The sequence below is a fragment of the Rhodococcus sp. USK10 genome, assembly GCF_019378875.1.
Taxonomy (GTDB): Bacteria; Actinomycetota; Actinomycetes; order Mycobacteriales; family Mycobacteriaceae; genus Rhodococcus_F; species Rhodococcus_F pseudokoreensis.
The window spans coordinates 7,033,517-7,058,937 of sequence record NZ_CP076048.1; the positions used below are offsets into that span (position 1 = coordinate 7,033,517).

General features: G+C 69.0%; 29 protein-coding genes. 16 read left to right on the forward strand and 13 right to left on the reverse strand.

The genetic code is table 11. The features are described from left to right. Nucleotides 1–7: 7 nt before the first annotated feature. From I1A62_RS39195 to I1A62_RS39205, 3 genes are all read right to left on the reverse strand, one after another. Entirely contained in the window at nucleotides 8–784 is a 777-nt protein-coding gene (locus I1A62_RS39195) for a trans-aconitate 2-methyltransferase (protein ID WP_219457643.1), read from the reverse strand. 17 nt (nucleotides 785–801) lie between these two features. Further along, complete coding sequence (locus I1A62_RS39200; RefSeq protein WP_087560264.1) at nucleotides 802–1,173, reverse strand: hypothetical protein; 372 nt, start codon at nucleotides 1,171–1,173, stop codon at nucleotides 802–804. Nucleotides 1,174–1,328: 155 nt separating this feature from the next. Further along, on the reverse strand, nucleotides 1,329–1,772 hold the full coding sequence (locus tag I1A62_RS39205) for a hypothetical protein (protein ID WP_219457646.1): 444 nt from the start codon (nucleotides 1,770–1,772) through the stop codon (nucleotides 1,329–1,331). Between the two features lie 132 nt (nucleotides 1,773–1,904). On the opposite strand from I1A62_RS39205, the gene I1A62_RS39210 reads away from it, so the two are divergent. Both I1A62_RS39210 and I1A62_RS39215 read left to right on the forward strand, forming a co-directional pair. Beyond that, on the forward strand, nucleotides 1,905–2,378 hold the full coding sequence (locus tag I1A62_RS39210; protein WP_225857873.1) for a hypothetical protein: 474 nt from the start codon (nucleotides 1,905–1,907) through the stop codon (nucleotides 2,376–2,378). Continuing rightward, on the forward strand, nucleotides 2,375–2,977 hold the full coding sequence (locus I1A62_RS39215) for a metallophosphoesterase (RefSeq protein WP_219457648.1): 603 nt from the start codon (nucleotides 2,375–2,377) through the stop codon (nucleotides 2,975–2,977). The genes I1A62_RS39210 and I1A62_RS39215 overlap by 4 nt, the downstream gene beginning before the upstream one ends. Here the strand turns inward: I1A62_RS39215 and I1A62_RS39220 are convergent. The 5 genes from I1A62_RS39220 to I1A62_RS39240 all read right to left on the reverse strand — a co-directional run bounded on the left by I1A62_RS39220 (nucleotide 2,949) and on the right by I1A62_RS39240 (nucleotide 7,148). Beyond that, complete coding sequence (locus tag I1A62_RS39220; protein ID WP_124389360.1) at nucleotides 2,949–3,935, reverse strand: helix-turn-helix domain-containing protein; 987 nt, start codon at nucleotides 3,933–3,935, stop codon at nucleotides 2,949–2,951. The genes I1A62_RS39215 and I1A62_RS39220 overlap by 29 nt on opposite strands. A gap of 19 nt (nucleotides 3,936–3,954) precedes the next feature. After that, nucleotides 3,955–4,494 (reverse strand): MarR family winged helix-turn-helix transcriptional regulator, encoded by a 540-nt coding sequence (locus tag I1A62_RS39225; RefSeq protein WP_087560224.1) that lies wholly within the window; start codon nucleotides 4,492–4,494, stop codon nucleotides 3,955–3,957. A gap of 91 nt (nucleotides 4,495–4,585) precedes the next feature. Beyond that, nucleotides 4,586–5,419 (reverse strand): mycofactocin-coupled SDR family oxidoreductase, encoded by an 834-nt coding sequence (locus I1A62_RS39230; RefSeq protein WP_124389361.1) that lies wholly within the window; start codon nucleotides 5,417–5,419, stop codon nucleotides 4,586–4,588. Nucleotides 5,420–5,443: 24 nt separating this feature from the next. Further along, on the reverse strand, nucleotides 5,444–6,187 hold the full coding sequence (locus tag I1A62_RS39235; RefSeq protein ID WP_124389362.1) for an SDR family NAD(P)-dependent oxidoreductase: 744 nt from the start codon (nucleotides 6,185–6,187) through the stop codon (nucleotides 5,444–5,446). A gap of 25 nt (nucleotides 6,188–6,212) precedes the next feature. Next, on the reverse strand, nucleotides 6,213–7,148 hold the full coding sequence (locus I1A62_RS39240; protein WP_219457651.1) for a 3-oxoacyl-ACP reductase: 936 nt from the start codon (nucleotides 7,146–7,148) through the stop codon (nucleotides 6,213–6,215). A gap of 247 nt (nucleotides 7,149–7,395) precedes the next feature. On the opposite strand from I1A62_RS39240, the gene I1A62_RS39245 reads away from it, so the two are divergent. After that, nucleotides 7,396–8,859, forward strand: coding sequence for an MFS transporter (locus tag I1A62_RS39245; RefSeq protein WP_219457652.1), 1,464 nt, complete (start codon nucleotides 7,396–7,398; stop codon nucleotides 8,857–8,859). 71 nt (nucleotides 8,860–8,930) lie between these two features. On the opposite strand, the gene I1A62_RS39250 is transcribed toward I1A62_RS39245, so the two are convergent. After that, complete coding sequence (locus I1A62_RS39250) at nucleotides 8,931–9,413, reverse strand: nuclear transport factor 2 family protein (protein WP_124389364.1); 483 nt, start codon at nucleotides 9,411–9,413, stop codon at nucleotides 8,931–8,933. Continuing rightward, nucleotides 9,410–10,306, reverse strand: coding sequence for a TIGR03619 family F420-dependent LLM class oxidoreductase (locus tag I1A62_RS39255; RefSeq protein WP_124389365.1), 897 nt, complete (start codon nucleotides 10,304–10,306; stop codon nucleotides 9,410–9,412). The genes I1A62_RS39250 and I1A62_RS39255 overlap by 4 nt, the downstream gene beginning before the upstream one ends. A gap of 199 nt (nucleotides 10,307–10,505) precedes the next feature. On the opposite strand from I1A62_RS39255, the gene I1A62_RS39260 reads away from it, so the two are divergent. Next, on the forward strand, nucleotides 10,506–11,399 hold the full coding sequence (locus I1A62_RS39260) for an IclR family transcriptional regulator (protein ID WP_124389366.1): 894 nt from the start codon (nucleotides 10,506–10,508) through the stop codon (nucleotides 11,397–11,399). A 33-nt stretch (nucleotides 11,400–11,432) separates the two neighbouring features. Here I1A62_RS39260 and I1A62_RS39265 read toward each other — a convergent pair whose 3' ends face one another. Further along, entirely contained in the window at nucleotides 11,433–11,969 is a 537-nt protein-coding gene (locus I1A62_RS39265; RefSeq protein WP_124389367.1) for a flavin reductase family protein, read from the reverse strand. Between the two features lie 196 nt (nucleotides 11,970–12,165). On the opposite strand from I1A62_RS39265, the gene I1A62_RS39270 reads away from it, so the two are divergent. The 12 genes from I1A62_RS39270 (at nucleotide 12,166) to I1A62_RS39325 (ending at nucleotide 23,211) form a co-directional block, all read left to right on the forward strand. Further along, nucleotides 12,166–13,041 carry an alpha/beta fold hydrolase gene (locus I1A62_RS39270; protein WP_219457654.1) on the forward strand — a complete coding sequence of 292 codons (876 nt, stop codon included), beginning with the start codon at nucleotides 12,166–12,168 and terminating at the stop codon, nucleotides 13,039–13,041. Further along, entirely contained in the window at nucleotides 13,038–14,750 is a 1,713-nt protein-coding gene (locus I1A62_RS39275; protein ID WP_219457656.1) for an FAD-binding protein, read from the forward strand. The genes I1A62_RS39270 and I1A62_RS39275 overlap by 4 nt, the downstream gene beginning before the upstream one ends. Next, nucleotides 14,750–15,535, forward strand: a complete 786-nt coding sequence (locus I1A62_RS39280; protein ID WP_219457657.1) for a 2-keto-4-pentenoate hydratase — start codon at nucleotides 14,750–14,752, stop codon at nucleotides 15,533–15,535. Before I1A62_RS39275 ends, I1A62_RS39280 begins: the two co-directional genes overlap by 1 nt. Nucleotides 15,536–15,542: 7 nt before the next feature. Continuing rightward, nucleotides 15,543–16,448 carry an acetaldehyde dehydrogenase (acetylating) gene (locus I1A62_RS39285; RefSeq protein WP_219461685.1) on the forward strand — a complete coding sequence of 302 codons (906 nt, stop codon included), beginning with the start codon at nucleotides 15,543–15,545 and terminating at the stop codon, nucleotides 16,446–16,448. 35 nt (nucleotides 16,449–16,483) lie between these two features. Next, a complete protein-coding gene (gene dmpG, locus I1A62_RS39290) occupies nucleotides 16,484–17,542 on the forward strand; it encodes a 4-hydroxy-2-oxovalerate aldolase (RefSeq protein WP_219457659.1) in 1,059 nt (352 codons plus the stop codon). A 40-nt stretch (nucleotides 17,543–17,582) separates the two neighbouring features. Further along, complete coding sequence (locus I1A62_RS39295; RefSeq protein ID WP_219457661.1) at nucleotides 17,583–18,761, forward strand: acyl-CoA dehydrogenase family protein; 1,179 nt, start codon at nucleotides 17,583–17,585, stop codon at nucleotides 18,759–18,761. Nucleotides 18,762–18,848: 87 nt separating this feature from the next. Continuing rightward, nucleotides 18,849–19,760, forward strand: a complete 912-nt coding sequence (gene bphC / locus I1A62_RS39300; protein ID WP_206005750.1) for a biphenyl-2,3-diol 1,2-dioxygenase — start codon at nucleotides 18,849–18,851, stop codon at nucleotides 19,758–19,760. After that, entirely contained in the window at nucleotides 19,757–20,908 is a 1,152-nt protein-coding gene (locus tag I1A62_RS39305; protein ID WP_219457663.1) for a S9 family peptidase, read from the forward strand. The genes bphC and I1A62_RS39305 overlap by 4 nt, the downstream gene beginning before the upstream one ends. A 78-nt stretch (nucleotides 20,909–20,986) precedes the next feature. Next, the gene (locus I1A62_RS39310) at nucleotides 20,987–21,373 is read left to right on the forward strand and encodes a hypothetical protein (RefSeq protein WP_124389376.1); all 387 of its coding nucleotides are present in this window, start codon (nucleotides 20,987–20,989) and stop codon (nucleotides 21,371–21,373) included. 14 nt (nucleotides 21,374–21,387) lie between these two features. After that, nucleotides 21,388–21,756 (forward strand): PEP-utilizing enzyme, encoded by a 369-nt coding sequence (locus tag I1A62_RS39315; protein ID WP_124389377.1) that lies wholly within the window; start codon nucleotides 21,388–21,390, stop codon nucleotides 21,754–21,756. After that, nucleotides 21,756–22,355, forward strand: a complete 600-nt coding sequence (locus I1A62_RS39320; protein WP_219457664.1) for a hypothetical protein — start codon at nucleotides 21,756–21,758, stop codon at nucleotides 22,353–22,355. The genes I1A62_RS39315 and I1A62_RS39320 overlap by 1 nt, the downstream gene beginning before the upstream one ends. Nucleotides 22,356–22,374: 19 nt before the next feature. Continuing rightward, nucleotides 22,375–23,211, forward strand: coding sequence for a DUF427 domain-containing protein (locus I1A62_RS39325; RefSeq protein ID WP_219457666.1), 837 nt, complete (start codon nucleotides 22,375–22,377; stop codon nucleotides 23,209–23,211). Here the strand turns inward: I1A62_RS39325 and I1A62_RS39330 are convergent. Both I1A62_RS39330 and I1A62_RS39335 read right to left on the reverse strand, forming a co-directional pair. After that, on the reverse strand, nucleotides 23,208–24,434 hold the full coding sequence (locus tag I1A62_RS39330) for a low temperature requirement protein A (protein WP_219461687.1): 1,227 nt from the start codon (nucleotides 24,432–24,434) through the stop codon (nucleotides 23,208–23,210). The two genes, I1A62_RS39325 and I1A62_RS39330, sit on opposite strands and share 4 nt — an antisense overlap. Nucleotides 24,435–24,504: 70 nt before the next feature. After that, nucleotides 24,505–25,320 carry an alpha/beta fold hydrolase gene (locus I1A62_RS39335; RefSeq protein ID WP_124389380.1) on the reverse strand — a complete coding sequence of 272 codons (816 nt, stop codon included), beginning with the start codon at nucleotides 25,318–25,320 and terminating at the stop codon, nucleotides 24,505–24,507. Nucleotides 25,321–25,421: the final 101 nt, after the last annotated feature.

A 25,421-nucleotide genomic window follows, 5' to 3' on the forward strand; every position in this document is an offset into this window, starting at 1 on the left:
GCTGTCCTCACGACGCCCGGACGAGTTCCCCGCGCATCTGGGTGAACAGAAACAACCCCGGGCGTCGGGAGATCTGCTCGTACTCGCGTGCGACGTCGTCCATGAACTCGGGGACGGCGGCGGCGTCGAGGTGCGCGGTCCAGTCGGTGGACCCGACGGTGCACCACCGCATGAATTCTTCCCGCGATCCGAAATCCCATTCGACGTCCCGCACGACGAGGCCGGTGGTGTCGAGTCCTGCTGTCTTCGCGAGTCCGCGGAATGTGTCCGGCTCGACGTGGATGTACGGGGCCGGGAAGTCGGTGAAGAACTCCGCCCACCGTGGGCGCGCCGAGACGGTCATCATCACGTCTTCGACGCTGGTCCGTGGGCCGGCGCACACCATCTGGACGATCACCCGGCCACCGTCCACGACGCTGCGGGCGATCGCGGCCAACGCCACCTGCAGGTCGGGAACCCAGTGCAGCGCGTTGAACGACACCGCGACGTCGAACTCGCCGTCGAACGGAAGGTCGCGAGCGTCCGCGATACGGAACTCGGCGCGGGCCCCGTCCGGCACCGACCTCGATTCTGCCTTCGCGATCATCCGCGGGGAGGCGTCCACTCCGACCACCGAACCGCCGGGAAGCCGCCCGGCGATCCGGAGCGTGACGAATCCGTCGCCGCACCCCACGTCCAGCACACGTTCGGTGCCGGCGAGGTCAAGCTCCGCGATCGACTGCTCCGCGACGGCACGCTGCAGTGCACCGACATCGGCGTAGCCTTCGCCGTCCCAGTCGACCACGACGGCCTGCGGTTTGCTCAGGCGCCCTGGTGGTGCGGGCTCGAGTGCGCGCCGCCCCCTGATCGCGCGATGGACGCGCGGACGCGGGCCGTGGCCTGCCAGATCTGGGTGCTGTCGTGCACGCTGATAACCGTAATGCCCTGTTCACGGGCATTCTGAATCGCCTGCGCGTCCTGGGGCGAGCCGACTCCGTCGAGGACGTCCTCGGTGACGATCGCGCAGAGCGCGGGGCCGTCCAGCTTCCGGACAGGCTCGAGTCCGTGGACGACCATCCACTGCTTCACCATCGCCCAGTGCGACACCTCTTTGTACCGGGTGGGGTTTCCGATGAAGAGAACCCGACGGGAGCGGCGGGCGCGAGCGATATCGATGTGCGTGACGGTAGCCATGGCGGAGGGTTCCTGTCCGTTGCGGGATTCCGTACTGTCAATCCCCACTCGCACCGGTTTCGTTACGCCCCCGCCCCAGGAAGTTCGCCGATCCCGCCTACGTGAGTGCGAAAGAGTCCTCGAACACGCTTTGCCACTCACGTACGCGGGGGCCGTCAGCTCCCGAACGGGCTGCCCGACGAGCCTCCGCCGTCCGGTCCGGACGTGTCGGTGACGGTGACGGTGGTGGGGTCCTCGGTGCCGTTGGTCAGCGGCGGAGCGGTGCCCCACTGCTCGAACGACGGGATGCTCGAGCAGGACCATTGCACCGTGTACTTGCCGGGCTCGACGGTGGCCCGCAGTTCGCCGTCGTCGCCGCCCATCACCACGGTGGGTCCGGCGATGGCGGCGGGAACGGTTCCGTCGCCGGGGAGGGTGTTCAGCACACACACCACGGCGCCAGGGACGTCGTACGCGACGTCCATGACTATCGCGTTGCCCTCGACGGCGATATCCACGGAGAGGTCTTCGGGTGCCGCGGACGCCGTGGGGGCGGCGAGTAGACCCACGCCGGTGACTGCGGCGGCAATTCCTACGGTTCGTGCGATCGTGACCTTCATCGGTGCATCCTTCCGGACTGCTCGGTTGCCGGTTTTGAATACGAGCCAGGAGCCACCCGGGAGTATCGCACCTCCAACCCCGATCCGCTGGGACGCGAAAGGTGGAACACTGCTGGTCTGGGAGTTCTCAGCGTGTCGATCCGGCACCCGGTGATCGAAGGAGACGGCGAAGTGCTCGGACGGAAGAACTACACGCAGGACGAGATCGACCACGCCGAGGCGTCCGTCGCGGAGCAACTCGCCGCGTACACGTCGCTGACGGGAGCGATCGCGGGCGAGGTCACGGGCAAGAAGGTCTTCGCCGCACTGGAGGACTTCGAGCCCCTGTTCTTCGGCAACATGATCCTCGCGCTGGACCGCTACTTCGTCCACCGGGTGCGGGCGGTGACGGGCAAGGACGCGAACCCGCTCAACGAAGTCGAGATCATTGCCGACTCGTTGATGAACAACGGCGGCGTCCTGCGCGGCATCAACGTCCTCGCGTACGTTCCCGCCAAGTCCGTTCTGAAGCTCGAGATCGGCGACCGGATCCGGGTGAGCGCCGACGACTTCACACGTTTGTCGGCAGCGTTCTTCGCGGAGCTGCGGTCGCGGTTCCTGGAATGAGCGTCTGGTTCACGTCCGACCTACACCTTCGGCACGCGCGACTGGTGGAGATCCGGGGCTTCGACGCGGAGATCGACGCGCACGACGAATCCATTCTCGACGCGATGGGCGCCGCCGTCGGGAGCGGGGATCAACTGTGGATACTCGGCGACATCACCGTCGGAGGTAAGGACGCCGAGGACTGGGCGCTCCGCGCGCTGGACGAGTTCGCGCGGACACGGAACGTCGAACTGCATCTGATCCCCGGTAATCACGACTCGTGCCACCCGATGGCGAACCGCAACAGCCACCTCAGGCAGCGGGTCTTCCTGGACACGTTCGCGTCGGTGCAGCTGTTCGCGCGACGGAAGGTCGCCGGCCGGACGGTGCTGCTGTCCCATTTCCCGTACACCGGCGATCACACCGAGGAGGACCGGGGCGTGGAGTACCGCCTGCAGGACGGGGGAGACTGGTTGCTGCACGGGCACACTCACCAATCCGTCGTACTGGACGCCGCCGTTCATCCGCGCCAGATCCACGTCGGCTGGGACAGCTGGCACCGACCCGTCCACGTCGACGAGGTCGCGGAGATCATCGAATCCGACTCGCCGTCTCCGTGAGCGGTGTGGCTTCGGCGCGATAGGCGCGGGGTGTCGATCCGTGCGTGGCCTTGAACAGCCGGGAGAAGTGGGCGGCGTCGGCGAAACCCCAGCGGGCGCCGATGGCCGAGACGGGCAGTTCGCGGTACCGGGTGTCGGCGAGATCTCGACGGCACTGCTCGAGGCGGCGGCGCCGAATCCATCCGCTCACCGTGTCGCCCTCGGCTTCGAACATCTTCTGCAGGTGCCGCACCGAGATGTGATGCGCGGCCGCGATCGACTGCAGATCCAACTCCCGGTCGGCGAGCCGCTCGTCGATGAACGCGGTGACCCGGGCCTGCAGTTCGTCCCCGCGCGACCGCGGAATCAGCCCGTCGGCGAGGTGGAGTTGCTCCGCGAACGCCGCCGCGACGAGGTCGAGGACGGCGTCGCCGAGATGCAGCGCGACGGTGGGGGAGGCGTCGGCGATCTGCTCGCCGAGCCCGCGCAACAGGGGCGTGACGACGGCGCCGAGCCCCTGCCTGCCCGACACCCGGCGCGCGGTGAGCTGCGCGATGCCGTCGGGCGGCACGCGTAGGAGATGCCGGGGGAACATCACGACCAGCATCCGGAACCGGTCGTCGAACGACAGCTGATACGGGCGGGTCGTGTCGTAGATCGCGAAGTCGCCCGGGGCGAGCGCAGCTTCCCGACCGTCCTGGGCGAGGACGCAGCAGCCGCCCACCTGCAGTCCGAGCTTGAAATAGTCGGGGTTGGCGGCGCGGATCGTCCGCGGCGTGCGCCGAATGACGTGCGGGGCAGCCGTGACCTCGCTGATCCGGACCGCCCCGACCGTCGCGCCGCGCACCACGCCGCGGAAGTCGTCGTGGTCCGCCGACGTCATCTCGAGGGGGACGAACGCGTCGCTCACCGACTCGCGGAACTCGTCGAACGACACGAGGCGCTGTTCCCCGGGACGGATGAGACTGCTCACGGCCATTACCTGCTCGACACGGCGGCTAGCTGCGTTTGACGGCTTCGCGGGCGGCGGTGCCCGACGCCATCTTCTCCAGCAACCCGATCAGGACGACCCGCTCCGACGGTGTCAGCGTCTCGGTCCACGTCTGCTCGCGCTTGTTGTGCGCCGTGTACGTGCTGACGATGGCCTCGCGCCCGGCGTCCGTCAGCTCGAGGTCGACCGCCCGGCGGTCGCCGGCGGACGGTCGCCGGGTCACGAGCCCGTCGCGCTCGAGCGTGTTCACCAGGGCCGACACCGCAGACCTGCTCATCCCGGACAGCGACGCCACCCGCTTGGCCTCGCACGGTCCCGCGAGCCACAACACGAACAGCACCCGGAACCCCGGCCAGCTCCACCCGCTCGGCCGGTGGACCGTCGCCTCGAGGTCGTAGACCAGGGCGCTCGTCACCCGGTGCAGCGCGAGCACCAGTCGCATCGACACCGGATCGACCTCGGGCAACTCGTCCACCGTCTTGCCCACCGCGAAGTCCATGAAGGACAGGAAGTCCAAAGCGCTCTGGTCGGTCGTCTCCTCGGGCATGGGTTCAGACTAGCGCCGAAACGGACATGGTCAAAGCCTTGATCAACCTGCACCCGTGAGTACATATCAACGTCGGGCGGTTAACAAGTACTCACAGGCCGCGGGCGGCAGTACCCGCGTCGACGGGCAGGACGATGCCGCTGATGTGCGCGCTGCCCTCGGCGCCGAGGAACAGCACGACGCGGGTGATCTCGGCGGCGTCCAGCCACGCGACCGGCTGGGCGTGCAGGCTGCGGAACACCGGTTTCACATCCTCAGCGGCGGGTGCCTCCAGATCGGGTCGCATCATCCGGTAGAGGGCGTCGTTGTGGATCATCGGTGTCGAGATATTGCCCGGCGCAATCGCATTCACGGTGATGCCGTGCGGGGCGAGATCGAGTGCGGCGCTCTTGGTGAGCCCGATGACGCCCCACTTCGACGCCGCGTACGCCGCCATGTTGGTGCTGCCGGCGCGGCCCAGCATCGACGAGATGGTGACGATCCGGCCGTATCCCCGTCGGATCATGCCGGGTGCCACCGCCCCTACCGTGTTGAAGACGCCGGTGAGGTTGGAACCGATCGCCTCCGACCACTGCTCCTGCGTGAGCGACTGCACGGGGGCGGCAACGGAGACGCCGGCATTCGCGACCGCGATGTCGATCCGCCCGAACTCGGACTCCGCCTCCGCGACGAGCGCGTCCATCGCGGCCCGGTCGGCGGTGTCCGCCTTGGCGGTGAGGCACCGGCGGCCGGTGGCGCGCACCAGTTCGGCGGTCTCGTCGAGGTCGGCGGCGGTGGCCAGGGGGTAGTTCACCGCCGCGCTGTCCTCGCAGCGGTCGCACAGCACGATGTCTGCCCCGCGTTCCGCCAGTGCGACCGCGTGGCTGCGTCCCTGGCCGCGGGCGCCGCCGGTGATCAGGGCGACTCGGCCCTGGAATTCGGTCATCGTCGTTTCTCCTGTCCGGGCGGATCAGCGCAGCTTGATGCTGCCGCCGTCCGCCATCAGTGTCTGGCCGGTCATGTATCGGGAATCGTCGGACGCGAGGAACACGGCGACGGGCGCGATGTCGGTCTCGGGGTCGCCGATGCGCTGCAGCGGAACCTTCGCGACGGACGCGGCGGCGCGGTCGGGGAACTGTTCCTGCCAGGCGAGGACGCCCTCGGTCGCGGCGAACGGGCAGATCACGTTCACCCGGATCTGATCGGCCGCCCATTCGTTGGCCGCCACCCGGCTCACCCCGCGAATCGCTTCCTTCGCGGCGGCGTAGGACGTCTGGGTGGGCATCCCGTCGAGCCCGGACCCGGACGCGAAGTTGATCACCGAACCCTTCGCCGCCTTCAACTGCTCGTAACAGGCCTGCATCAGGTGCACCACCGGATAGAACCCGGTCTGGAACGAGAGGTCGAACATCTCCTGGGTGTGGTCGATCAGCAACGCCTGACGCGACGCGTGGGCGTTGTTGACCAGCACGTCCACCGATCCGAACGCTGCGACGGCGGCGTCCCGGATCTGCTCGGCGGACTCGCGCCGGGAAATATCGGCGTTCAGGAAACGGGCGGCCGCTCCCAGTTCCTGTTCGAGTTCACGGCCGTGTTCGTCGTCGATGTCGACGAACAGGACGTTCGCGCCCTCGCGGACGAACACCGTCGTGACGGCCCGTCCGATGCCGCCGGCGCCGCCGGTCACGATCGCCGTCTTACCCTGCAGCCTCATCGTGCGCTCCTTCTGTGATCGCGGTTCAGGCACCGGCGAGGTTGCTGGTCGCGAGCGCGGCCTTCTCCAGTTCGGCGACGCTGAACGCCGCGTAGTTCTCGTACGGTCCGCGACCGGCGAAATACGGTGTGAGGAGACCGTCGAGCTCCTCGGGTGAGAACGCGGAACCCGCTGCGTCGAAGCGGTTCTCGACCTTCGGTGCCTCCATGAGCGCGACCATCTTGCCGTAGACGACGAACACCTGCCCGGTGATCTCGTCGGCGGCGGGGGAGGCCAGGTAGTGGACAAGGGTGGCGACCCGTTCGGGGGAGAGGGGGTCGAGGCCCGCGTCGCCCGGGTTCGCGCCGAATGCGCCGGCGGTCATGGCCGTCCTGGCGCGCGGGCAGATCGCGTTGGCCCGCACCCCGTAGCGGGACAGGCCCTGCGCCGTCGACAGTGTGAGCGCGGTGATCCCGGCCTTCGCGGCCGAGTAGTTCGGCTGCCCCGCCGATCCGAACAGGAACGCCTCTGACGACGTGTTGACGACCCGCCCGTACACCGGACCGCCGGCGGCCTTGCTCGCCTCGCGCCAGTGCACGGCCGCGGCGCGGGACGTGGCGGCGTGGCCCTTGAGGTGGACGCGGATGACGTCGTCCCAGTCGGATTCGGTGAGGTTGAAAATCATCTTGTCGCGCAGGATTCCGGCGTTGTTGACGAGGATGTCCATCGATCCGAACGCGCCGACGGCCTCGTCGACGAGGCGTGCGCCCAGCGCCCAGTCGGAGACGTCACCGGTGACGGCGACGGCCTGGCCGCCGGCCGCAGTGATCTCCGAGGCGACCTCGTGTGCGCCGTCGCCCATGTCGTTGACGACGACCGCGGCTCCGGCGGCCGCGAGTGCGAGGGCTTCGGCCCGGCCGAGGCCTGCGCCGGCGCCGGTGACGACGGCGGTGCGTCCGGTGAGGCTGAGTGATTCCGTCATGGCAACTCCTGATCCGCGAAGTGAAAATTAGATTTCATTCTAGTTGTATCGCATGAACTACTGATCAGTCACTATTTGAGCGCAATAACGTGCAGGAATGTTTTCTACTATTCGCGCCGATTCGCGTCGCCTGGCACCGGCTGCGGGCAGGTCCCGGTGAGTGGGAACTGTGGTCGGCGTCACTGGGCGCCGTGCCAGGTTGGGCGTGCTGATCCACTCGAATCCCCCGGAGCCACATATGCATAACATGCCCCTGTCCCCAGGTGAGGCGGAGCGCGCACCGCTCTCACGCGGGAAGTCGTTCGCCCTCCTGGCCCTGATCATCCTTCTGGTCGAGGTCATCCCGCTCGCCTACAACTTCGTCACCCCGGCGCTGCCGGAGATCGCGAAACACTTCGGCACCGCGAACGTCGGCTGGGTGATCACGATCGTCACGCTCGTGCTCGCCGCCTCGACTCCGCTCGTCGGCAAACTCGGCGACATCTACGGCAAGAAGCGGATGATGCTCGCGTCGGCCGCGGTATTCGGCGCCGGATCGGTCCTCGCAGCGCTGGCCCCCACCTTCGAACTGTTCCTGGTGGGCCGCGGCCTCCAGGGTGCGGGCATGGGAATCCTCGTGCTCGCCTACGGGCTGATCCGCGACATCCTGCCGCCGTCGATCATTCCCGTGGCGGTGGGATTCGTCGCCACGGGCATGGGCGCCAGCACCATCCTCGGCCCGATCATCGGCGGCTATCTCATCGACCACTTCGGCTACACCGGCGTGTTCTGGGCGCAACTTACCCACGTGGCGGTGGTCGGCATCGCGGTCGCGATCTTCGTGCCCGAGACGACCCTGCGCACCCGGTCGAAGCTCGACGTGCTCGGTGCGGTCATCCTCGGACTCGGCGCCTTCGTGCTGCTGTTCGGCATCGGCAAGGCCGCCACCTGGGGATACACGGCCCCGCAGACACTTCTGTGCGTGGGCGGCGGTCTCGCAGTTCTCGCCGGCTGGCTGGTCTACGAACGCACGCCGAAGGAACCGCTCATCGACCTGCAGATGCTCCGGCACGGCCCCGTCGCGAAAACCCTGGCGGCCAGCGGTTTCGTCCAGTTCGTCCTGGTCAGCCATTCGATGCTCATCCCGATGTTCGTGATGACCGATCCCGATCTCGGTCTCGGCTACGGATTCGGTGTCACCGCCCTGGCCGTGGCCGTCTACACCGTCCCCACCGGCATCGTGTCGATGATCGCCGGCCCCGTCGGCGGGTACTTCACCCGGCGTATCGGCCCCGCGCCGGTTCTGGTATTCGGCGGCGCCGCGCTGTCGCTCGGGTCGGTCCTGCTCGCTACCCTGCACGACTCTACCGCGCAGATGATGTTCGGGCAGTTGGTGATCGGCCTAGGGCTCGGCTCCGCGACGGCGACGTTGCCGAACCTCATCATGCGCACCGTGCCCGCGCAGACGCAGGGGATCGCCGGCGGGATGCTGAACCTGTCGGGCTCGCTGGGCAGTGCGATCGGCAGCCAGATGATGATCGCCATCGTCGCGATCCCCGGCGTCGTGCTTGTGGGCCGCGCCGCGCAGTACTCGGAGAAGGGATTCGTCTACGCCTTCTTCGCGCTGGCGGTCTCCGGACTGCTGGCCGCGGTGATGGGACTTCTCCTCACCCGCAACAAGATCGAGCGCCCGGCCGACGTTGCCGTGCCCAAGTCGGAGATGGTCGCCTGACCGTCGCCCGCCCCACGAGGACGAGGCCCGCAGCACCTGCGGGCCTCGTTTCCGTGCAACCGAAGCCGTGCTCAGTCGCGCACCCCCGCGGCCAGCAGGGTGCGCGCCTCCTCACGACCGTCGAGAAGCCGATTGATCCGGCGGGTCACCTTCCACTCGCCGTCGATCTTGGCGAGCTCCCACCGGTTTGCGGTGATCCGGTGGACCCGGAACCCGGCATCGTCGTGAATGATCAACTGCGACTTGCACGTCGCCACCGCGGTGCCGCCGTCGACGCGTACGTGCCCGGGCTCGAGCATGTGCGCGCAGCCGCCGCCGATCCAGCCCTGATGTGCCTGCGACTGCACCATCGCCGTGATGGCCGCGTGCCCGCGCATCACCCCGGTGTCGACGTCGTACACGCCGTCCTCGGTCCACAGACGCGCGACGGCGTCGGCCGAGCCGCTGTCGATGGCGGGGCCGTAGGAGGTCATCAGCTCGAGGATGGCGAGCTTGTCCTCGAGGGCGGTGACGCGTTCGGCGAGTGTGCGGACGAGTTCTTCGGTGCCGGTCATGGGCGGATCCTGTCTTCGGTCGTGGTGCGGAAGGAGAGGCCGAGTGTGTCGCCCAGCTGCCGGAGGGCCTCCAGTTGCTCGCAGTAGTGGGCAGCGCTGGTGGACGCGAGGGTGGCGCTGACGACGGTGGTGCCGGCCTCGCGACGTTTTTCGAGGGAGCGCGCCACGGCGTCGGGGGAGGCGATCGGATCGAGCGGTGCGCCTGCGCTGAGGACCACCTCGAATTTCTCGGGAAGGTCGACCCGGGCGAGCAGCGCGCACAACTCGTCAAGCGACAGACCGAACGGCACCCAGCCGTCGCCGAGCGTCGTCGCGCGGCGCAGGGACCGCAGTGTGCGACCCCCGATCCACAGTGGGACTCGCGGCTGAATGGCGTGCGGTTCGACGACGACGCCGTCGAAGTCGTAGAACGGGCCGTGGTACTCGGGCCTCGGTTGCGACAGCGACGCGCGGAGCGCCGCGAGGGCGTCGTCGGCGCGGACGCCGCGGTCGTCGAAAGGCGCGCCGAGCAGGTCGAATTCCTCGCGCAGGCTGCCCACGCCCAGCCCCAGCACGAGCCGGCCGCCACTGACGACGTCGAGCGTGCCGTAGCGCTTGGCGATCTCGAGGGGGTGGTGATAGCCGAGCACCAGAACCTGCGTGGCCAGGCGGATGCCCGTGGTCTGTGCGGCGAGGAACCCGAGGGTCGCGAGCGGGTCCCAGTACGTGCCGCCGCGTTCCACTGCGACGTCGGTGGGGACGGCGACGTGCTCGCTGCAGGTGAGGTGGTGGTAGCCGAGGCGGTCGGCCGTGCGGGCGATCGCGGTCAACTCCGCGATGCCGGCGCCGAGTTCCCAGTCCGCGCGGACCGCGGGGTGCGCGATGACGATGGGCGGCGCGATTCCTATGTGCATCAGTTCGTAACTCCGCTCTCGGGGTCGTCTGTCGTCACCGTTGTAGTGGAGGCGCCCGCGGGGTGCGCGGACATTCCCGGTGACCGGGCGCGGCGGTTGTCCGATTCCTTCCCCGCGGCGGGCGCGGCTGGTACATTTTAAGAATTCATTTCAGTTTTTGTCGGACGTATGCGTGTGACCAGGATATTTGGAGGCGTCGATGACTGTCGTCGATTCGGATGATGCACTGTCGGTACCCGCTGCGAAGAAGGATCTGCCGCCGTCGATGGTGGAACGGATGACGCTCATCCTCGACGCGTTCGACGGCCGGACGTCGCGCCTGACGCTCGAAGAGGTGGCGTGCCGCACCCGGCTGCCGCGGTCCACCGTGCACCGCATCCTCGACCAGCTCGTCCGTCTCGACTGGGTCGACCACGCCAGCTTCGGCTACTGCCTCGGGCGGCGGGCGATGGGACTCGGCGGCGGCGACAACGGGCACAGCCAGGTCCGGGCCGCGGCGGCCCCGCTGCTGCACGAACTGCACATGCAGACCGGGATGGTGGTGCACCTGGCCGTGCTGGACGGCGCGGAGAGCGTGTACCTGGACAAGGTGGGCGGGCGGATGGCCGCGACCCTGCCGTCCCGCGTCGGTGGGCGCGTTCCCGCCTACACGACGGCCGGCGGCAAGGCGATGCTCGCGTGGGTCGACCCGGAGCAGGTGGACGGCATGTACGGGCCGCGGCTCAGCCGGAGCACCGACCGCACGATCACCGAACTGTCCACGCTGCACCAGGAGCTCAACCGGATCCGGCAACGTCGCGGTCTCGCCTTCGAGCGCGGGGAGGCGGTGCGCGGAATCGGGTGCGTCGGTGTCGCGGTCCGCAGCGCCGACGGGCCGGTGGCCGGCATCTCGCTGTGCGGCGACGCGCGCACCGTCCAACTCGAGCGCGTCGCCCCGCTCGTCGTCGACGCCGCCCGGGAGGTCACCCGGACGCTGCACCCCGAACTGGGAACGCCCCGTCGCGGCCGCCGGACCCGGGAGATCCCCGACAGCTCGTGGTCGACCGAGACCCTCGACCAGCTCCTCGCGGTGCAGTCGGGGCAGTGGCTCTAGTTCCTGTGAGTGGTTGACGAGTCCCTGGACTCGTTACGCGCGCACGGGCAGCGGAGCGGCACCGAGACCGAAACTGCCCCGGAAGAACACCATCGGACGCTCCTCGCAGACCGATTCGAGTTCCCGGACGCGTCCGATCACGACGTCGTGATCGCCGGCGGTGTGCACCGACTGCACGTCCGCGTGCACGCGGACGAGGACCCCCGGCAGCGACGGCGTCGACCACCGCGACGGCTCCCACGTGAGCCCGTCGAACTTGGCACCCCGGCTCGAACCGAACCGGGCGCAGAGGTCCGTCTGGTCCTCGCGCAGCACGTTGATCGTGAACCGCCCCGACCGCCGGATGCGCGGCCACGCCCGCCCGCGGTGATCGGCGCAGAAGAGGATCAGCGGCGGCTCGAGCGACACCGACGCGAACGACTGGCACGTGAAACCCACCGGACCCTCCGCGTCGAGCCCAGTCACCACCGTCACGCCGCTGGCGAATTGTCCCAGGGCCCGGCGCATCTCGTCCGGTGACGGTGCGTCCGGGTGTGCCGCGGGCATGTTGCCGGCCGGTTCGGTTGCCATCAGACCGCCTCCGATTGCTCTGCGTCGCCGACCGATTCGGCGATCGACCCCGAGGCTAGGGACGGCTCCGAAGTGTCACGAGATGCCGTCTCGGTCAGTGGAAGTCCTCGCCCCGACCGTGCCCGGGCGGGGCGGTGTCTCGCTGACCGGGATCGCTCCTGTCCGAGCCGGGAACACGCTGGCAACGTGATCGACCATGACGACTGACTCGAGTTACGAGGGCACCCTGAAGGAGCTGAAGACCGACCTCGGCGTGCTTCGCTACCACGAGGCCGGCGACGGCCCGCCGCTTCTGCTGCTGCACGGCTCCGGCCCCGGCGTGACGGGGTGGCGCAACTTCCGCGGCAACCTCGGCGTCTTCGCCGAGCACTTCCGCACCTTCATCCTGGAGTTCCCGGGATTCGGGGTCAGCGACGACTTCGGCGGCCACCCGATGCTCACCGCGGGCGACGCCGTGCTCCGGTTCCTCGACGGGCTCGGACTCGACGAGGTGGCGATACTCGGAAACTCGATGGGCGGCATCGTCGGCACCCAGTTCGCCATCGCCCACCCCGAGCGGGTCGCCAAGCTGATCACCATCGGCGGCATCGGCAGGAACCTCTTCAGCCCCGGTCCCGGCGAGGGCATCAACCTCCTGATGGAATTCACCGACGACCCCACCCGGGAACGACTGATCTCGTGGCTGCACTCGATGGTGTTCGACCCCGCCATGGTCACCGAGGAACTGATCGAGGAACGCTGGACGCAGGCCACCGACCCCGAGACCCTCGCCAGCGCCCGCAAGATGTACAGCAAGGCCGCGTTCGAGGCCGGCGCCAAGGCGGCACTCGCGTCCGACGCCACCCCGTACTGGGCCCAGCTGCACAAGGTGACGGCGCCGACGCTGCTCACGTGGGGTCGCGACGACCGGGTCAGCCCCCTGGACATGGCGATCATCCCGATGCGGTCGATCCCGCGGGCGGAACTGCACGTGTTCCCGAACTGCGGGCACTGGGCGATGATCGAGCAGAAGACGGCGTTCGAGAGCGCCGTCCTCGCCTTCCTCCTCCGCAAGGACGGCAGCGGACGATGAGCGGCACCGCAGAAACCTTCGATACCACAGTCGATTTCCTCGTCGTCGGCAGCGGTGGCGGCGGCATGGCCGCGGCGATCACCGCGGCCCACCGCGGGATCGACACCCTCGTCATCGACAAGGGTGCGACGTTCGGCGGATCCACCGCCATCTCCGGCGGCGGCATCTGGATACCCAACGCCCCGACGCTGCGCGCGAAGGGTGTCGTCGACTCCCGCGAGTCGATCCGCCGGTACCTCGACATCATCACCGAGGGCACCGTCGCCGCCGACCGCCTCGACGCGTTCGTCGACAAGGGTCCCGAGCTGATGGAACTCCTCGACCGCAGCCCGCACATGAAGCTGTACTGGGTGAAGGGCTACTCCGACTACCACCCGGAATACGAGGGCGGGCGGCCGCTCGGGCGCACCATCGAATGCATGCCCTTCGACACCCGGGCGCTGAAGGAGGACGAGCAGTTCCAGCGTCCCAACAGCATGAAGGGTCCGCTGGGCCTGTGGGTCACGTCCAAGGACTACCACGACCTCGCCATGGTCAAGCGCACCTGGAAGGGCCGCAAGGCGTCGCTGGTGGCGGCGTGGCGGGTGGCGTCCAACGTGATCCGGCGACGCCACATGGCCACCGGCGGACGCGCACTGGTGGCGCGGATGCGGATGGTCCTCAAGGACGCCGGGGTGCCGCTGTGGCTGAAGACGTCGATGACGGAACTGATCGTCGACGGCACCGGCGCGGTCGTGGGTGTGCTCGCCGAGCGCGACGGACAGACGGTCCGGATCGGCGCCCGCCGCGGCGTGCTGCTCGCGACCGGCGGGTTCGACCACAACCAGGACATGCGGGCCGAGTACCTGCCCCGGCACGGCGTTCCGGACGTCAGCGCCGGCGCCCGGGAGAACACCGGCGACGGCATCGTCGCCGGCCAGAAGCTCGGCGCGGCAGTCGACCTGATGGACGACGCCTGGTGGATGCCGTCGGTGCTGCACCCGATGGGCGCGGTGATCCCGCTCGTGTCGGAGCGGTGCATTCCGCCGTCGGTCATCGTGAACGGCCGCGGTGAACGCTTCACCAACGAGTCGTCGCCGTACGTGAACTTCGTCCACGACCAACTCGACGGCGGGCACGTTCCGGCGTGGTTCGTGATGGACAGCAAGGCGAAGTCGCGGTACCCGTTCGCGCAGGTGCTGCCGGGTGTGCCGTTCCCGCAGGGGTTCTACGACTCCGGTGTCGTGCACAAGGCCGACACGCTGCGCGACCTCGCGGAGAAGATCGGCGTCAAAGCGGACACCCTCGTCGCGACCGTCGACCGCTTCAACGGCTTCGCCCGCAGCGGCACGGACGAGGACTTCGGCCGTGGCGACAGCGCCTACGACCGGTACTACGGCGACCCGACGATGACGAACCCGTGCCTCGACGAGATCACGCAGGGACCGTTCTACGCGATTCGCTGCGAGGCAGGCGACCTGGGCACCAAGGGCGGACTCGTCACCGATGCCGACGCGCGGGTGCTCCGCGAGGACGGGTCCGTCATCGACGGCCTGTACGCCACCGGCAACACGTCGGCGTCGGTGATGGGCAACGAATACGCCGGTGCCGGCGCGACCATCGGTCCCGCGATGGTGTTCGGCTACATCGCCGCGCAGCACGCCGCCCAGGTGAGTGGCAAAGAGTCCCGGAACACACGACAGCACTCACGTGCGGGAGAGGTGGCTTGATGCTGAGCGACGCGCAACGACTGTCCGCCGCCCACCTCCTGCGGAACGCCGAACGGGATCGTGCGCCCATCGACCCGCTCACCACCGCTTTGCCCGGCATCGACGTCGTCGACGCCTACGAGATCGCGCTGCTGAACATCCGGGCGCGGCTGGCGGCGGGGGAAACGGTGTACGGCCACAAGGTCGGGCTGTCGTCCGAGGTCATGCAGAAGATGATGGGCGTCGACGAGCCCGACTACGGACATCTGCTGTCGAGCATGGTGTACGCCGAGGGGACGCCGATCGACACCGCGCAGTTCTGCTACCCGCGCATCGAGGTGGAGATCGGGTACGTCCTCGGCGAGACACTGCCGGGGGAGGGGTGCACCGAGGCCGACGTGCTCGCGGCCACCGAATTCATCGTTCCCAGTATCGAACTGATCGACTCCCGCATCACGGACTGGAAGATCGGGCTCGCCGACACGATCGCCGACAACGCGTCGTCGGCCGGCGTGATCCTCGGCGCCGGACGCGTGGAACCGGCGCAGGTCGACATCGGCGCCATCTCCGCGGTGCTCTTCCAGGGCGGGCAGGAGATCGCGCGGGGCGAGGCGTCGGCGGTGCTCGGCAACCCCACGAAAGCCGTGGCCTGGCTGGCGCGGAAGGTCGCGAGCTTCGGGGTGCGGCTCGAGGCCGGGCACGTGATCCTGCCCGGGTCGTGCACCCGCGCGATCGACGCCCGTCCCGGCGACGTGTTCCGCGCCGACTTCAGTGACATCGGTTCTGTATCAGTAGAATTCAAGTAAGGCGACAATTGTGACCAAGGCTCTCGCCGCGATCGTCGGATCCGGCAACATCGGCACCGACCTGATGTACAAACTCCTCCGCTCGGAGATCATCGAGCCCCGCTGGATGATCGGCGTCGACCCCGACAGCGAGGGACTGAAGCGCGCCGCGGACCGGGGCGTGATCGCCAGCGCCCAGGGCGTCGACTGGCTGCTCGCCCAGGACGAGCGCCCCGACATCGTCTTCGAGGCCACCTCCGCCTACGTGCACCGGGTGAACGCGCCCCGCTACGCGGACCTCGGCATCCAGGCCGTCGACCTCACCCCCGCCGCGCTCGGACCGGCGGTCGTGCCCGCGGTCAACATGGGCGAGCACCGCACCGCACCGAACGTCAACCTCATCACGTGCGGCGGCCAGGCGACCATCCCGATGGTCCACGCCGTCTCCCGGATCGCCGAGGTGGCGTACGCCGAGATCGTCGCCAGCGTGGCCTCGCCGTCCGCGGGACCCGGCACCCGCGCGAACATCGACGAGTTCACGATCACCACGAGCCGCGGCATCGAGACGATCGGCGGGGCGAAGAAGGGTAAGGCGATCATCATCCTGAACCCGGCCGAGCCGCCGATGTTCATGAAGGACACCGTGTTCTGCTCCATTCCCGCCGACGCCGACCGCGGCGCCATCACCGCGTCCATCCACGACGTCGCGGCGTCCGTGCAGGCGTACGTTCCCGGCTACCGCCTGCGCGCCGAACCGCAATTCGACGATCCCACGCCGATCAGCGGAGGACTCGCCCGCGTCGGCATCTTCCTCGAGGTCGAGGGCGCCGGCGACTTCCTGCCGCCCTATTCCGGCAACCTCGACATCATGACCGCCGCCGCCACCAAGGTCGGCGAGAGCTTCGCGACGCAGATCCTCGGCGCGAGCGTCTGAGCGCGTCCGCCCATTCACTCTTCTAAGGAATACCGATGCCTTACAGTGCCGAACTCGACATCCGGGTGACGGACTCGTCGCTGCGCGACGGCTCCCACGCCAAGCGTCACCAGTTCACCGTCGACCACGTCCGCTCCATCGTCGGGGCGCTCGACGCCGCAGGGGTTCCGGTCATCGAGGTCACCCACGGTGACGGACTCGGCGGTTCCTCGTTCAACTACGGATTCAGCCACACCCCGGAACAGGAACTGATCAAGGCCGCGGTGGAGACGGCGGAACGGGCGAAGATCGCGTTCCTCATGCTCCCCGGACTGGGGGTCCAATCCGACATCCGCGAGGCCGCGGACAACGGCGCGAGCATCTGCCGCATCGCCACGCACTGCACCGAAGCCGACATCTCCGTGCAGCACTTCGGTCTCGCCCGCGACCTCGGGCTCGAGACCGTCGGCTTCCTGATGATGTCGCACAGCCAGTCGCCGGAAGTGCTCGCGCAGCAGGCGCGGATCATGGCGGATGCCGGCTGCCAGTGCGTCTACGTGGTGGACTCGGCCGGAGCGCTGATCCTGAACGCCGTCAGCGACCGCGTGTCCGCCCTGGTGACCGAACTCGGCGACGACGCGCAGGTCGGTTTCCACGGCCACGAGAACCTCGGCCTCGGAGTCGCCAACTCGGTGCTCGCCGTCGAGGCGGGCGCCCTGCAGATCGACGGCTCCACCCGGCGCTTCGGCGCCGGCGCGGGAAACACCCCGGTCGAGGCGTTCGCCGCCGTCACCGAGAAACTCGGAATCCGCACCGGCATCGACACTCTGAAGATCATCGACGCCGCCGAGGACGTCGTCCGGCCGGTCATGGACGGCGACTGCCTGCTCGACCGGCTGTCGCTGACCATGGGCTACGCCGGCGTGTACTCCAGCTTCCTCAAACACGCCGACTCCCACGCCCGCCGGTACGGCGTGTCCGGTGCGGAAATCCTCATCGAGGCCGGCAGGCGCAAGCTGGTCGGCGGTCAGGAGGACCAGCTGATCGAAATCGCCCTCGGCCTCGCGGACCGGCAGTCCGCGGAAGCCGCAGTCGCCGAGAAGAAGTCCGCCTAGGCGTTCCGCCGGGTACCGACACCAGAAAGCCGAGATCATCATGGGCCAGGTTCTTGACAGGATCGAACAGTACGCGGACGAGATCCGCGCGGAAGGCGCCGAGGGCGACAAGCTGATGCGGCTGTCGGACACCTCCGCGAAGAGGTTGCGCGTCTCCGGGGTGATGCGGATGCTGCAACCCAAGGAGTACGGCGGCTACGAATCCCACCCGCGCGAGTTCGCGGAGACCGCGATGGGCATCGGCGCCATCGACGGAGCCGCGGGCTGGGTCAGCGGCATCGTCGGCGTCCACCCCTGGGAACTGGCGTTCTTCGACCGCACCGCGCAGGACGAGGTGTGGGGTGAGGACGCCGACATGTGGATGGCGTCGCCGTACGCCCCGATGGGGGTGGCCGTGCCCGTCGACGGCGGCTACGTCCTCAACGGACGGTGGTCGTTCTCCTCGGGCACCGACCACTGCGGGTGGGTCATGATCGGCGCCGCGGTCGGCGACCGGGACGGCAACCGGGTGATGCCCCCGAAGATCCTGCACGTGCTGCTGCCGCGCTCGGACTACGACATCGACCAGGACAGCTGGAACGTCGTCGGACTGCGCGGCACCGGGTCCAAGGACCTGATCGTCAAGGACGCATTCATTCCGCAGCACCGGACGCTGCAGGCCGACAAGGTCTTCGACGGTTCCGCGCCGAAGGAGTTCGGCCGCACCCAGACGCTCTACAACTTCCCGTTCTCGTGCATCTTCCCGCTCGGCATCACGTCGTCGCTCATCGGCATCGCCGAGGGCGCGCTTGCCTGCCACCTGAACGCGCAACGCGAACGCGTCACCGTCTCCGGGACTCCGATCAAGGACGACCCCTACGTGCTGTTCGCGATCGGCGAGGCAGCCGCGGAGATCGCGGCGTCCCGCGCGGCGATCCTGGAGACGGTCGACCGGTTCTGGGACATGACCGAGAAGGGGCAGGACATCTCGTTCGAACTCCGCTCCATCGGTCGGCGCACCCAGACGGCCGCCGCCTGGCGGGCGGTGCGCGCCGTCGACGAGATCTTCGCGCGCTCCGGCGGCGGTGCGCTCCAACTGAAGACACCGATGCAGCGGTTCTGGCGGGACGCGCACGCCGGCCTCTCCCACGCCATCCACGTGCCGGGCTCGATCTTCCACTCGTCGGCCCTCACCCAGCTCGGCGGCGAACCCCAGGGCATCCACCGCTCGATGATCTAGGCGCTTCGCGCCCGTGCGTGGTTAACGAGTCCAGAGACTCGTCAACCACGCACGGGTGGCGGAGCCGCCCCCAGGAAAGGACTTCACATGACCGACATCCGAGGGCTCGGCTACCTGCGGATCCAGACGAAGGACGTGCCACGCTGGCGTGAGCTGGTGGTGGACGGGCTGGGCATGGCCGAGGGGTCGGGCCCCGAACCCGACGGCCTGTACCTGCGCGTGGACGAGCGGCGGTCCCGGCTGATCGTCCTGCCGGGCGACACGGACAAGGCGCTCGCCGTGGGGTGGGAGGTGCGCGACCAGTTCGCCCTCCAGCGGGTGCGCGAGCAGGTGGAGAAGTCGGGTGTGACGGTCGACGTCCTGTCCGAGGAGGAGTCGCGCTACCGTGACGCCGAGCAGGTGATCGCGTTCGACGATCCGTCCGGCACCCGGGTGGAGGTGTTCTTCGGGCCGGTGCTCGACCACAGTCCCGTCGTCACCCCGCACGGGGGCCGCTTCGTCACCGGCGCACAGGGACTGGGCCACGTGGTCCTCCCGACGCCGGCGTTCGAGGAGGCCTACACGTTCTACACCGAGGTGCTGGGATTCCTGCCCCGCGGCGCGATCCGCCTCGGACCGGCCGACGCCCCCGGGCCGGCCCGCCGGGTGCGGTTCATGGGCGTCAACCAGCGCCATCACAGCCTCGCGTTGTGCCCCGCGCCGCACAGCGGCGAACCCGGGATGGTGCACCTGATGACGGAGGTCGACACCCTAGACGCCGTCGGCCAGGCACTCGACCGGCTCGGCAAACTCGGCTTCTCCATCTCGTCGACGCTCGGCAGGCACACCAACGACCGCATGGTGTCGTTCTACGTGCGCGCCCCCGGCGGCTGGGACCTCGAATTCGGCACAGAGGGCATGCTCGTCGACGAGACGCACTACACCGCCGAGGAGATCACCGCGGACAGTTACTGGGGCCACGACTGGTCGGGTTCCGAGCCGCTGGCGGCGTTCTCGTGACGGTCTCGCGCGCAAGCATCGGCGCGGTGGCTGCGCTCGTCCTCCTCGGTGGAAGTGCCTGTTCCAGTGCGGCATCCGAGACGGTCACCGACACGTCGCCCCGGCCGGGTCAACTGCTGTCGGCCCGCCCCGTGACCGACGGTCCCGCGCTGCCGAGCGCCGCCCGGACCGAGGTGATCACCTACGCGTCGCAGGACGGCAACGGCGACCCCGTCGTGGTGTCGGGCACCGTGGCGATTCCCCGCACGCCGGCACCCGACGGCGGGTATCCGGTGATCAGCTGGGCGCACGGCACCACCGGCGTCGCGGACACCTGCGCCCCGTCCGCGGATTTCGCAGGCGGCCCCGCCCACAGCTATCTTTCCGGGGTCAACACCTCCCTCGACGACTGGGTGGCGAAGGGATACGCGGTGGTGAGCACGGACTACCAGGGTCTGGGCACGCCGGGAATCCATCCGTACATCAACGGTGACACGGAGGCGAACGCCGTCGTGGACATCGTCCGTGCCGCCCGCGACGTGGATCCGGCGGTCGGCTCGACGTGGTTCGTGATCGGGCACAGCCAGGGTGGGCAGGCGGCGCTCTTCACCGCTGCGCAGGCGGGGGAGCGCGCCCCGGAACTCGACCTCGGTGGCGCCGTGGCGATCGCCCCGGGCAACGGGCTCGACCAGACCCCGAACTACTTCCGCTCGGGGGTGCCGGGTATCGAAGCGGCCGAGGCGTTCCTCCCGCTGATCCTGCTCGGCGCGCAGGCCGCCGATCCCACGATCGACCCGTCGGCGCTGCTGACGGAGCAGGCGCAGCCGCTGCTGACGGCGGCGCGGACCGGGTGCATCGACGACATCCGGAAGGTGCCGCCGGTGCCCGCGGGTCAGGTCTTCCGCCCCGACGCCGACCTCGGACCGCTGACGGAATACCTGGGCCGGCAGGAGCCGTCGAGGGTCCACGTGCAGGTCCCGACGCTGGTCGCGCAGAGTTCCGGCGACCTGGTGGTGAGCAAGCCGTCGACGGATCTGATGGTGAAGACGTTGCAGGACAACGGGAACGAACTCACGTATCGGACGTACGAGGGTGCCGACCATCGCGGGACGATCGGGGCGTCGCAGCAGGACGCGCAGAATTTCGTCGCCGGGATCCTCGCCCGCTGACGATGCCGGGACCTCCCCGGACGACACGACCATCAACAGTCTGTTGACAACAGACTGTTGATGGCGTGGAGTGGCCGGGTGACCACCGACGACCAGACACACGCGGCCGAGCTGGATTCGGCACGCACGACGCTGAACCGGGCCGGCGCCGCGAGGCTTGCGCGGCGTCCGTGGGAGCATCCCGACCAGCCACGGTCGGACGGCGACCTCGTCAGATTTGCGGCGTGGGCGTGCCGGGATGCGAACGGCGCGGACCCGGCGGTCCTCTCGGCCGCGCTGCGGCTGCTGTCTTCGGCTCGGGTCGAACTCGACCAGATCGAGGCCGGTCTGCTGTTCGCCGCCCGGGGCGGTGGGCTGACCTGGCCGGACATTGCTCAGGCGCTCGGCCTGGGTTCGGCTCAGGCCGCCCAGCAGCGCCTGAGCCGGGTCGTGTCCCGAGTCGGCGACCACGACGCGGACGACTGAGCGGTGGCCTCGTGATGTCCACTCCCTTCCCGGAGGCTGCGCCGGGCGAGGTGCTGCTGGCCGGCATCGCGGCCGGCCCCGGCACTGCCGTCGGCCCAGCGCGGATCATCGGCGGCCCGGACGACTTCGCCCGCTTCCGCCCGGGCGACGTCCTGGTCTGCCGTACGACGTCGCCGGCCTGGACCCCGCTGCTGGCCACAGCCTGTGCGGTGGTCACCGAGACCGGCGGGGTGTCGGCGCACGCCGCGATCGTGGCCCGCGAGTTCGGCATCCCCGCCGTCCTGGCCGCGCCGAAGGCCATGATCACCCTGACCGACGGCCTGCTGGTCCGCGTGGACGGTACTCGCGGGCACGTCGCTGTTCCGAACGCCGGGAGGATCTGATGGCCTACCGCACTCCGACGGACATTCTGGTGTTGCACGCCGTGCGGATCCTGGGCTACGCCGAGACCGCGCGCATCGCCGCCCGATTCGACCTGCCCGTCGAGGCGACCGTCGAGCACCTGCTCGATGCCCAGGCCCGTGGGTGGGTCACCCGCACCACGTTCACCGAGGACAGCGGCTGGTCCCTGACCGATCTCGGGAAGGTGCACGGCGAGCGACTGCTCGCCGCTGACCTCGACCGGTGCGGGAGCCGTGCCGTGGTGGTGCAGGTCCACCGGGAGTTCCTGCCGCACAACGTCGCCGTCGCGGACGCGTGCACCGCCTGGCAGTTGGCCGAGCTGGGTATCGGCGAGGCTACCGTGACCCTCGACGAGACCACCACCCGCCTGGGAATCGTGGCGGACGCCCTGGCCGGACTCGAGGCGCGCCTGGTCGCGGGCACGGACCGATTCGCCGGCTACCATCAGCGGTTTGCCGGCGCCGTCGAGCGGGCGAGCACCGATCCGGCCTGGATCACCGCGACCGACCGCGACTCCTGCCACCGCGTCTGGTTCGAGTTCCACGAGGACCTCATCGCTTCCCTCGGCCTGGTCCGGTGACACGGCCTAGTCTCGACTCATGGGCCTGCGACTGCGCGACACCGTCGGACGTCGGTTACGCGAGCTTCGCTATGAGCCGACGGCGAAGCGGATTCGCGCCGTGCTGAACGGGACCGCGGTGGTCGACAGCGACCGCGCGGTTCTGGTCTGGGAACCCCGGCGCGTCGTTCCCGCCTACGCGGTGCCGGAGGAGGACATCGCCGCGGAGGTGACGGCGGAGCCGGCGAGGACGGTGCCGCAGGTGGAGGCAGCCGGGTTCGCGCTGCCGGACGTGACGTCGATGCCGGTGCTCGATCCTCGGTTGCCGTTCTCGGTGCACACGGCGGAGGGCGAGGCCGTCGCGATCCGCACCGACGGCGCACGGCACGCCCTGGGGTTCCGGCCCGGCGACGCAGACCTGGCCGGGTACGTGGTTCTCGATTTCGACGGCTTCGACCGCTGGCTGGAGGAGGACGACGAGATCGTCGGCCATCCGCACGACCCGTTCCAGCGCATCGATGTCCGCCGCACGTCCCGCCACGTGCAGTTGATGCTGGGCGACACGGTCCTGGCCGACTCGCGGCGGGCGAGCATGCTGTTCGAAACGATGCTGCCGGTCCGTTACTACCTGCCGCCCGAAGACGTCGTCGCGGAACTGCACCCGAGTGCGACGAAGACGTATTGCGCATACAAGGGTGAGGCCACGTATCGGTCGGCGGTCACCGCCGGCGGACTGCTTCACGACATCGCGTGGCGTTACGAGGATCCACTCGTCGACGCGTCGGAAGTACGCGGACTCGTGGCCTTCTTCGACGAGCGGGTTGATCTGATGGTCGACGGTGTCGCCCGGCCTCGCCCCCTGACTCCCTGGTCCTAGTCCTCGGCGGCGTCCGCGCCGCCGAGCGCGATCTCGAGTGCCCGGGCCTCGTGGGCGTGCCCGAGCAACTCGTATCCGACGACGGTGACGACCGGTGCCAGCATCACCACGATCAGGCACCACGCCATCGACACGCCCTGCGCCGCCAGCACGAGGGCGAGCGCGATCGTCGCCGCGGTCAGGACGAGGAGCAGGACGTGGAACGGGTCGGGAACCCGCAGCAGATACGTGTACAGCAGGTACACGGCCGCGAGGTAGATCGCGACGGGGACGGCGACGGCGAGCACCGTCGCCGTCGCGCCGATGTGGGAGGCGTGTTCGATGTAGTACGCCGCCACGTGCAACCCGGCCCCCACGGCGGCCAGCGCGGCGAAGACCACGATGTGGCTGTACCCCCAGACGAACGAGCGGCGGCGATACACCGCGAGCACCTCGGCCGAGGGCAGGATGTAATACACCCACCACAGTCCGAACGTGAGTCCGATGCCCGCGACGGCGACGAGGATCGCGTCGAGCGACCACCCCTGATGCTCGACGACGGCGGACAGTGAGGCCACCGTGCCGATCACACCCTCGCCGAGCGTGATGATCACGAGCAGACCGTGACGCTCGACGATGTGGTGTGCGTGCCAGGGTGTTCCGCCCTTGTACCGTTCGGCGATGACGGGGCTGCTCATCTCGACGAGGATGAGGACGACGCCGAGGCCGAACGCATACTCGACGGTGAGGGGTGCGATCGCCAGCGTCACCCAGCCGATCTGTGCGAAGACGAGCGCCGTGGCGTACGTCAGCGACGCCGAACGGTGGTCGGGGTCGTGGCGGGCCGCGCGCAACCACTGGAACACCATGGCGACGCGCATGACGATGTACCCGGACACCATGACGGTGTTGTCGAGTTCGACTCCGCGGTCGATGGACGCGAACATCTGCGGCATGCCGAGCGCCATCACGATGACACCGATCATCTGGATCATGGTGGTGACGCGGTAGATCCAGTCGTCGGTGTCGTAGGCCGAGGCGAACCAGGAGAAGTTGATCCAGGCCCAGATGGTCGAGAACATCGCGAACGAGAAACCCGCCAGCCCGGCGCCGACGTGTCCTTCGGCGAGGAGGTGGGCGAACTGATTTCCCGCGACACCGAACGCGACGACGAACGTCAGGTCGAACAGCAACTCCAACGGCGTTGCCGCACGGTGTTCCTCGTCCGGGTCGCGTCCGACCATCTTCTGGACGCGGTGGGCGAGGCTCCTGCCGTTCGATGCCGATTCTTCGGGCGCGTTCACGGCTGTGCCGTTACGGCGTCGCCTGGTCTGCCTGCACCACGAGGTCGGCGACGGCGACGGGCTGGGATACCAGGACGGCGTGCGACGCGGGAATCTCCGTGATCTGCGCCCCCGCCCGGGTGGCCATGAACCGCTCGGACGCCGCCGGAATCACCTGATCGTTCTGAGCGACCATGGCCCAGCTGGGAGTCGACGCCCACGACGGCGCACCGCTGGGTTCGAGGTTCGCCACCAGCGCGGCCGACCGCTGGTGCGCGAGCATGTCGGCGGCCGTCGCGTCGGACACGTCCGGCGCGAACACCCGATGGAAGTCGGCCGGGTTGATGTAGCCGTCGAGGTTCCTGCCCGCGATCCCGGTGGGATCGTTCTCGACGACCTTCACCTGCAGCACCGGCGGCAGTAGCTGGCTGCCGGGAAAGCGGATCGGGTCGAGATTCAGCATCACCGGCTCGCCCTGCGCCGGGGCGAATGCCGCCACGTAGACGAGCGCCTCGACGTTCGGCGAGTGCACATTGGTGATGACGGCGCCGCCGTACGAGTGACCGACGAGCACCACCGGTCCCGGGATGTCCGCGAGCACCTTCTCGATGGCGGCGGAATCGTACGCCGGTCCGCGCAGCGGGTTGTCCGGGACGACGACTTCGTACCCGCGACCACGCAGGTCCGCGGCTACCGCGTCCCAACTGGTCGTGTCGGCGAACGCGCCGTGGACCAGCACCACCGTCGGCAGATCCTGGGCGAGGGCCGGTCCGGCCCCGACGGTGAGCGTGCCGGCCGCGGCGATCGCGCACGCGGCGACGGCGGTTCGAAGTCGGAGAAGTCGCATCACTCGTCTCCCGGGTCGGGGCGGAACACAGTGGTCAGGGGCGAAGGGGAGTGTGCGCCAAGAGCAGTCGTGCGACGAGAAGCAGTGTCGTACGACGGACG

Bases quoted from the DNA above. Each gene is read 5' to 3' on its own strand.
- I1A62_RS39200 (WP_087560264.1), bottom strand. From the start codon at position 1,173: ATGGCTACCGTCACGCACATCGATATCGCTCGCGCCCGCCGCTCCCGT.
- I1A62_RS39205 (WP_219457646.1), bottom strand. From the start codon at position 1,772: ATGAAGGTCACGATCGCACGAACCGTAGGAATTGCCGCCGCAGTCACC.
- I1A62_RS39215 (WP_219457648.1), top strand. From the start codon at position 2,375: ATGAGCGTCTGGTTCACGTCCGACCTACACCTTCGGCACGCGCGACTG.
- I1A62_RS39220 (WP_124389360.1), bottom strand. From the start codon at position 3,935: ATGGCCGTGAGCAGTCTCATCCGTCCCGGGGAACAGCGCCTCGTGTCG.
- I1A62_RS39225 (WP_087560224.1), bottom strand. From the start codon at position 4,494: ATGCCCGAGGAGACGACCGACCAGAGCGCTTTGGACTTCCTGTCCTTC.
- I1A62_RS39230 (WP_124389361.1), bottom strand. From the start codon at position 5,419: ATGACCGAATTCCAGGGCCGAGTCGCCCTGATCACCGGCGGCGCCCGC.
- I1A62_RS39235 (WP_124389362.1), bottom strand. From the start codon at position 6,187: ATGAGGCTGCAGGGTAAGACGGCGATCGTGACCGGCGGCGCCGGCGGC.
- I1A62_RS39240 (WP_219457651.1), bottom strand. From the start codon at position 7,148: ATGACGGAATCACTCAGCCTCACCGGACGCACCGCCGTCGTCACCGGC.
- I1A62_RS39245 (WP_219457652.1), top strand. From the start codon at position 7,396: ATGCCCCTGTCCCCAGGTGAGGCGGAGCGCGCACCGCTCTCACGCGGG.
- I1A62_RS39250 (WP_124389364.1), bottom strand. From the start codon at position 9,413: ATGACCGGCACCGAAGAACTCGTCCGCACACTCGCCGAACGCGTCACC.
- I1A62_RS39255 (WP_124389365.1), bottom strand. From the start codon at position 10,306: ATGCACATAGGAATCGCGCCGCCCATCGTCATCGCGCACCCCGCGGTC.
- I1A62_RS39260 (WP_124389366.1), top strand. From the start codon at position 10,506: ATGACTGTCGTCGATTCGGATGATGCACTGTCGGTACCCGCTGCGAAG.
- I1A62_RS39265 (WP_124389367.1), bottom strand. From the start codon at position 11,969: ATGGCAACCGAACCGGCCGGCAACATGCCCGCGGCACACCCGGACGCA.
- I1A62_RS39270 (WP_219457654.1), top strand. From the start codon at position 12,166: ATGACGACTGACTCGAGTTACGAGGGCACCCTGAAGGAGCTGAAGACC.
- I1A62_RS39275 (WP_219457656.1), top strand. From the start codon at position 13,038: ATGAGCGGCACCGCAGAAACCTTCGATACCACAGTCGATTTCCTCGTC.
- I1A62_RS39280 (WP_219457657.1), top strand. From the start codon at position 14,750: ATGCTGAGCGACGCGCAACGACTGTCCGCCGCCCACCTCCTGCGGAAC.
- dmpG (WP_219457659.1), top strand. From the start codon at position 16,484: ATGCCTTACAGTGCCGAACTCGACATCCGGGTGACGGACTCGTCGCTG.
- I1A62_RS39295 (WP_219457661.1), top strand. From the start codon at position 17,583: ATGGGCCAGGTTCTTGACAGGATCGAACAGTACGCGGACGAGATCCGC.
- bphC (WP_206005750.1), top strand. From the start codon at position 18,849: ATGACCGACATCCGAGGGCTCGGCTACCTGCGGATCCAGACGAAGGAC.
- I1A62_RS39315 (WP_124389377.1), top strand. From the start codon at position 21,388: ATGTCCACTCCCTTCCCGGAGGCTGCGCCGGGCGAGGTGCTGCTGGCC.
- I1A62_RS39320 (WP_219457664.1), top strand. From the start codon at position 21,756: ATGGCCTACCGCACTCCGACGGACATTCTGGTGTTGCACGCCGTGCGG.
- I1A62_RS39325 (WP_219457666.1), top strand. From the start codon at position 22,375: ATGGGCCTGCGACTGCGCGACACCGTCGGACGTCGGTTACGCGAGCTT.
- I1A62_RS39330 (WP_219461687.1), bottom strand. From the start codon at position 24,434: ATGGTCGGACGCGACCCGGACGAGGAACACCGTGCGGCAACGCCGTTG.
- I1A62_RS39335 (WP_124389380.1), bottom strand. From the start codon at position 25,320: ATGCGACTTCTCCGACTTCGAACCGCCGTCGCCGCGTGCGCGATCGCC.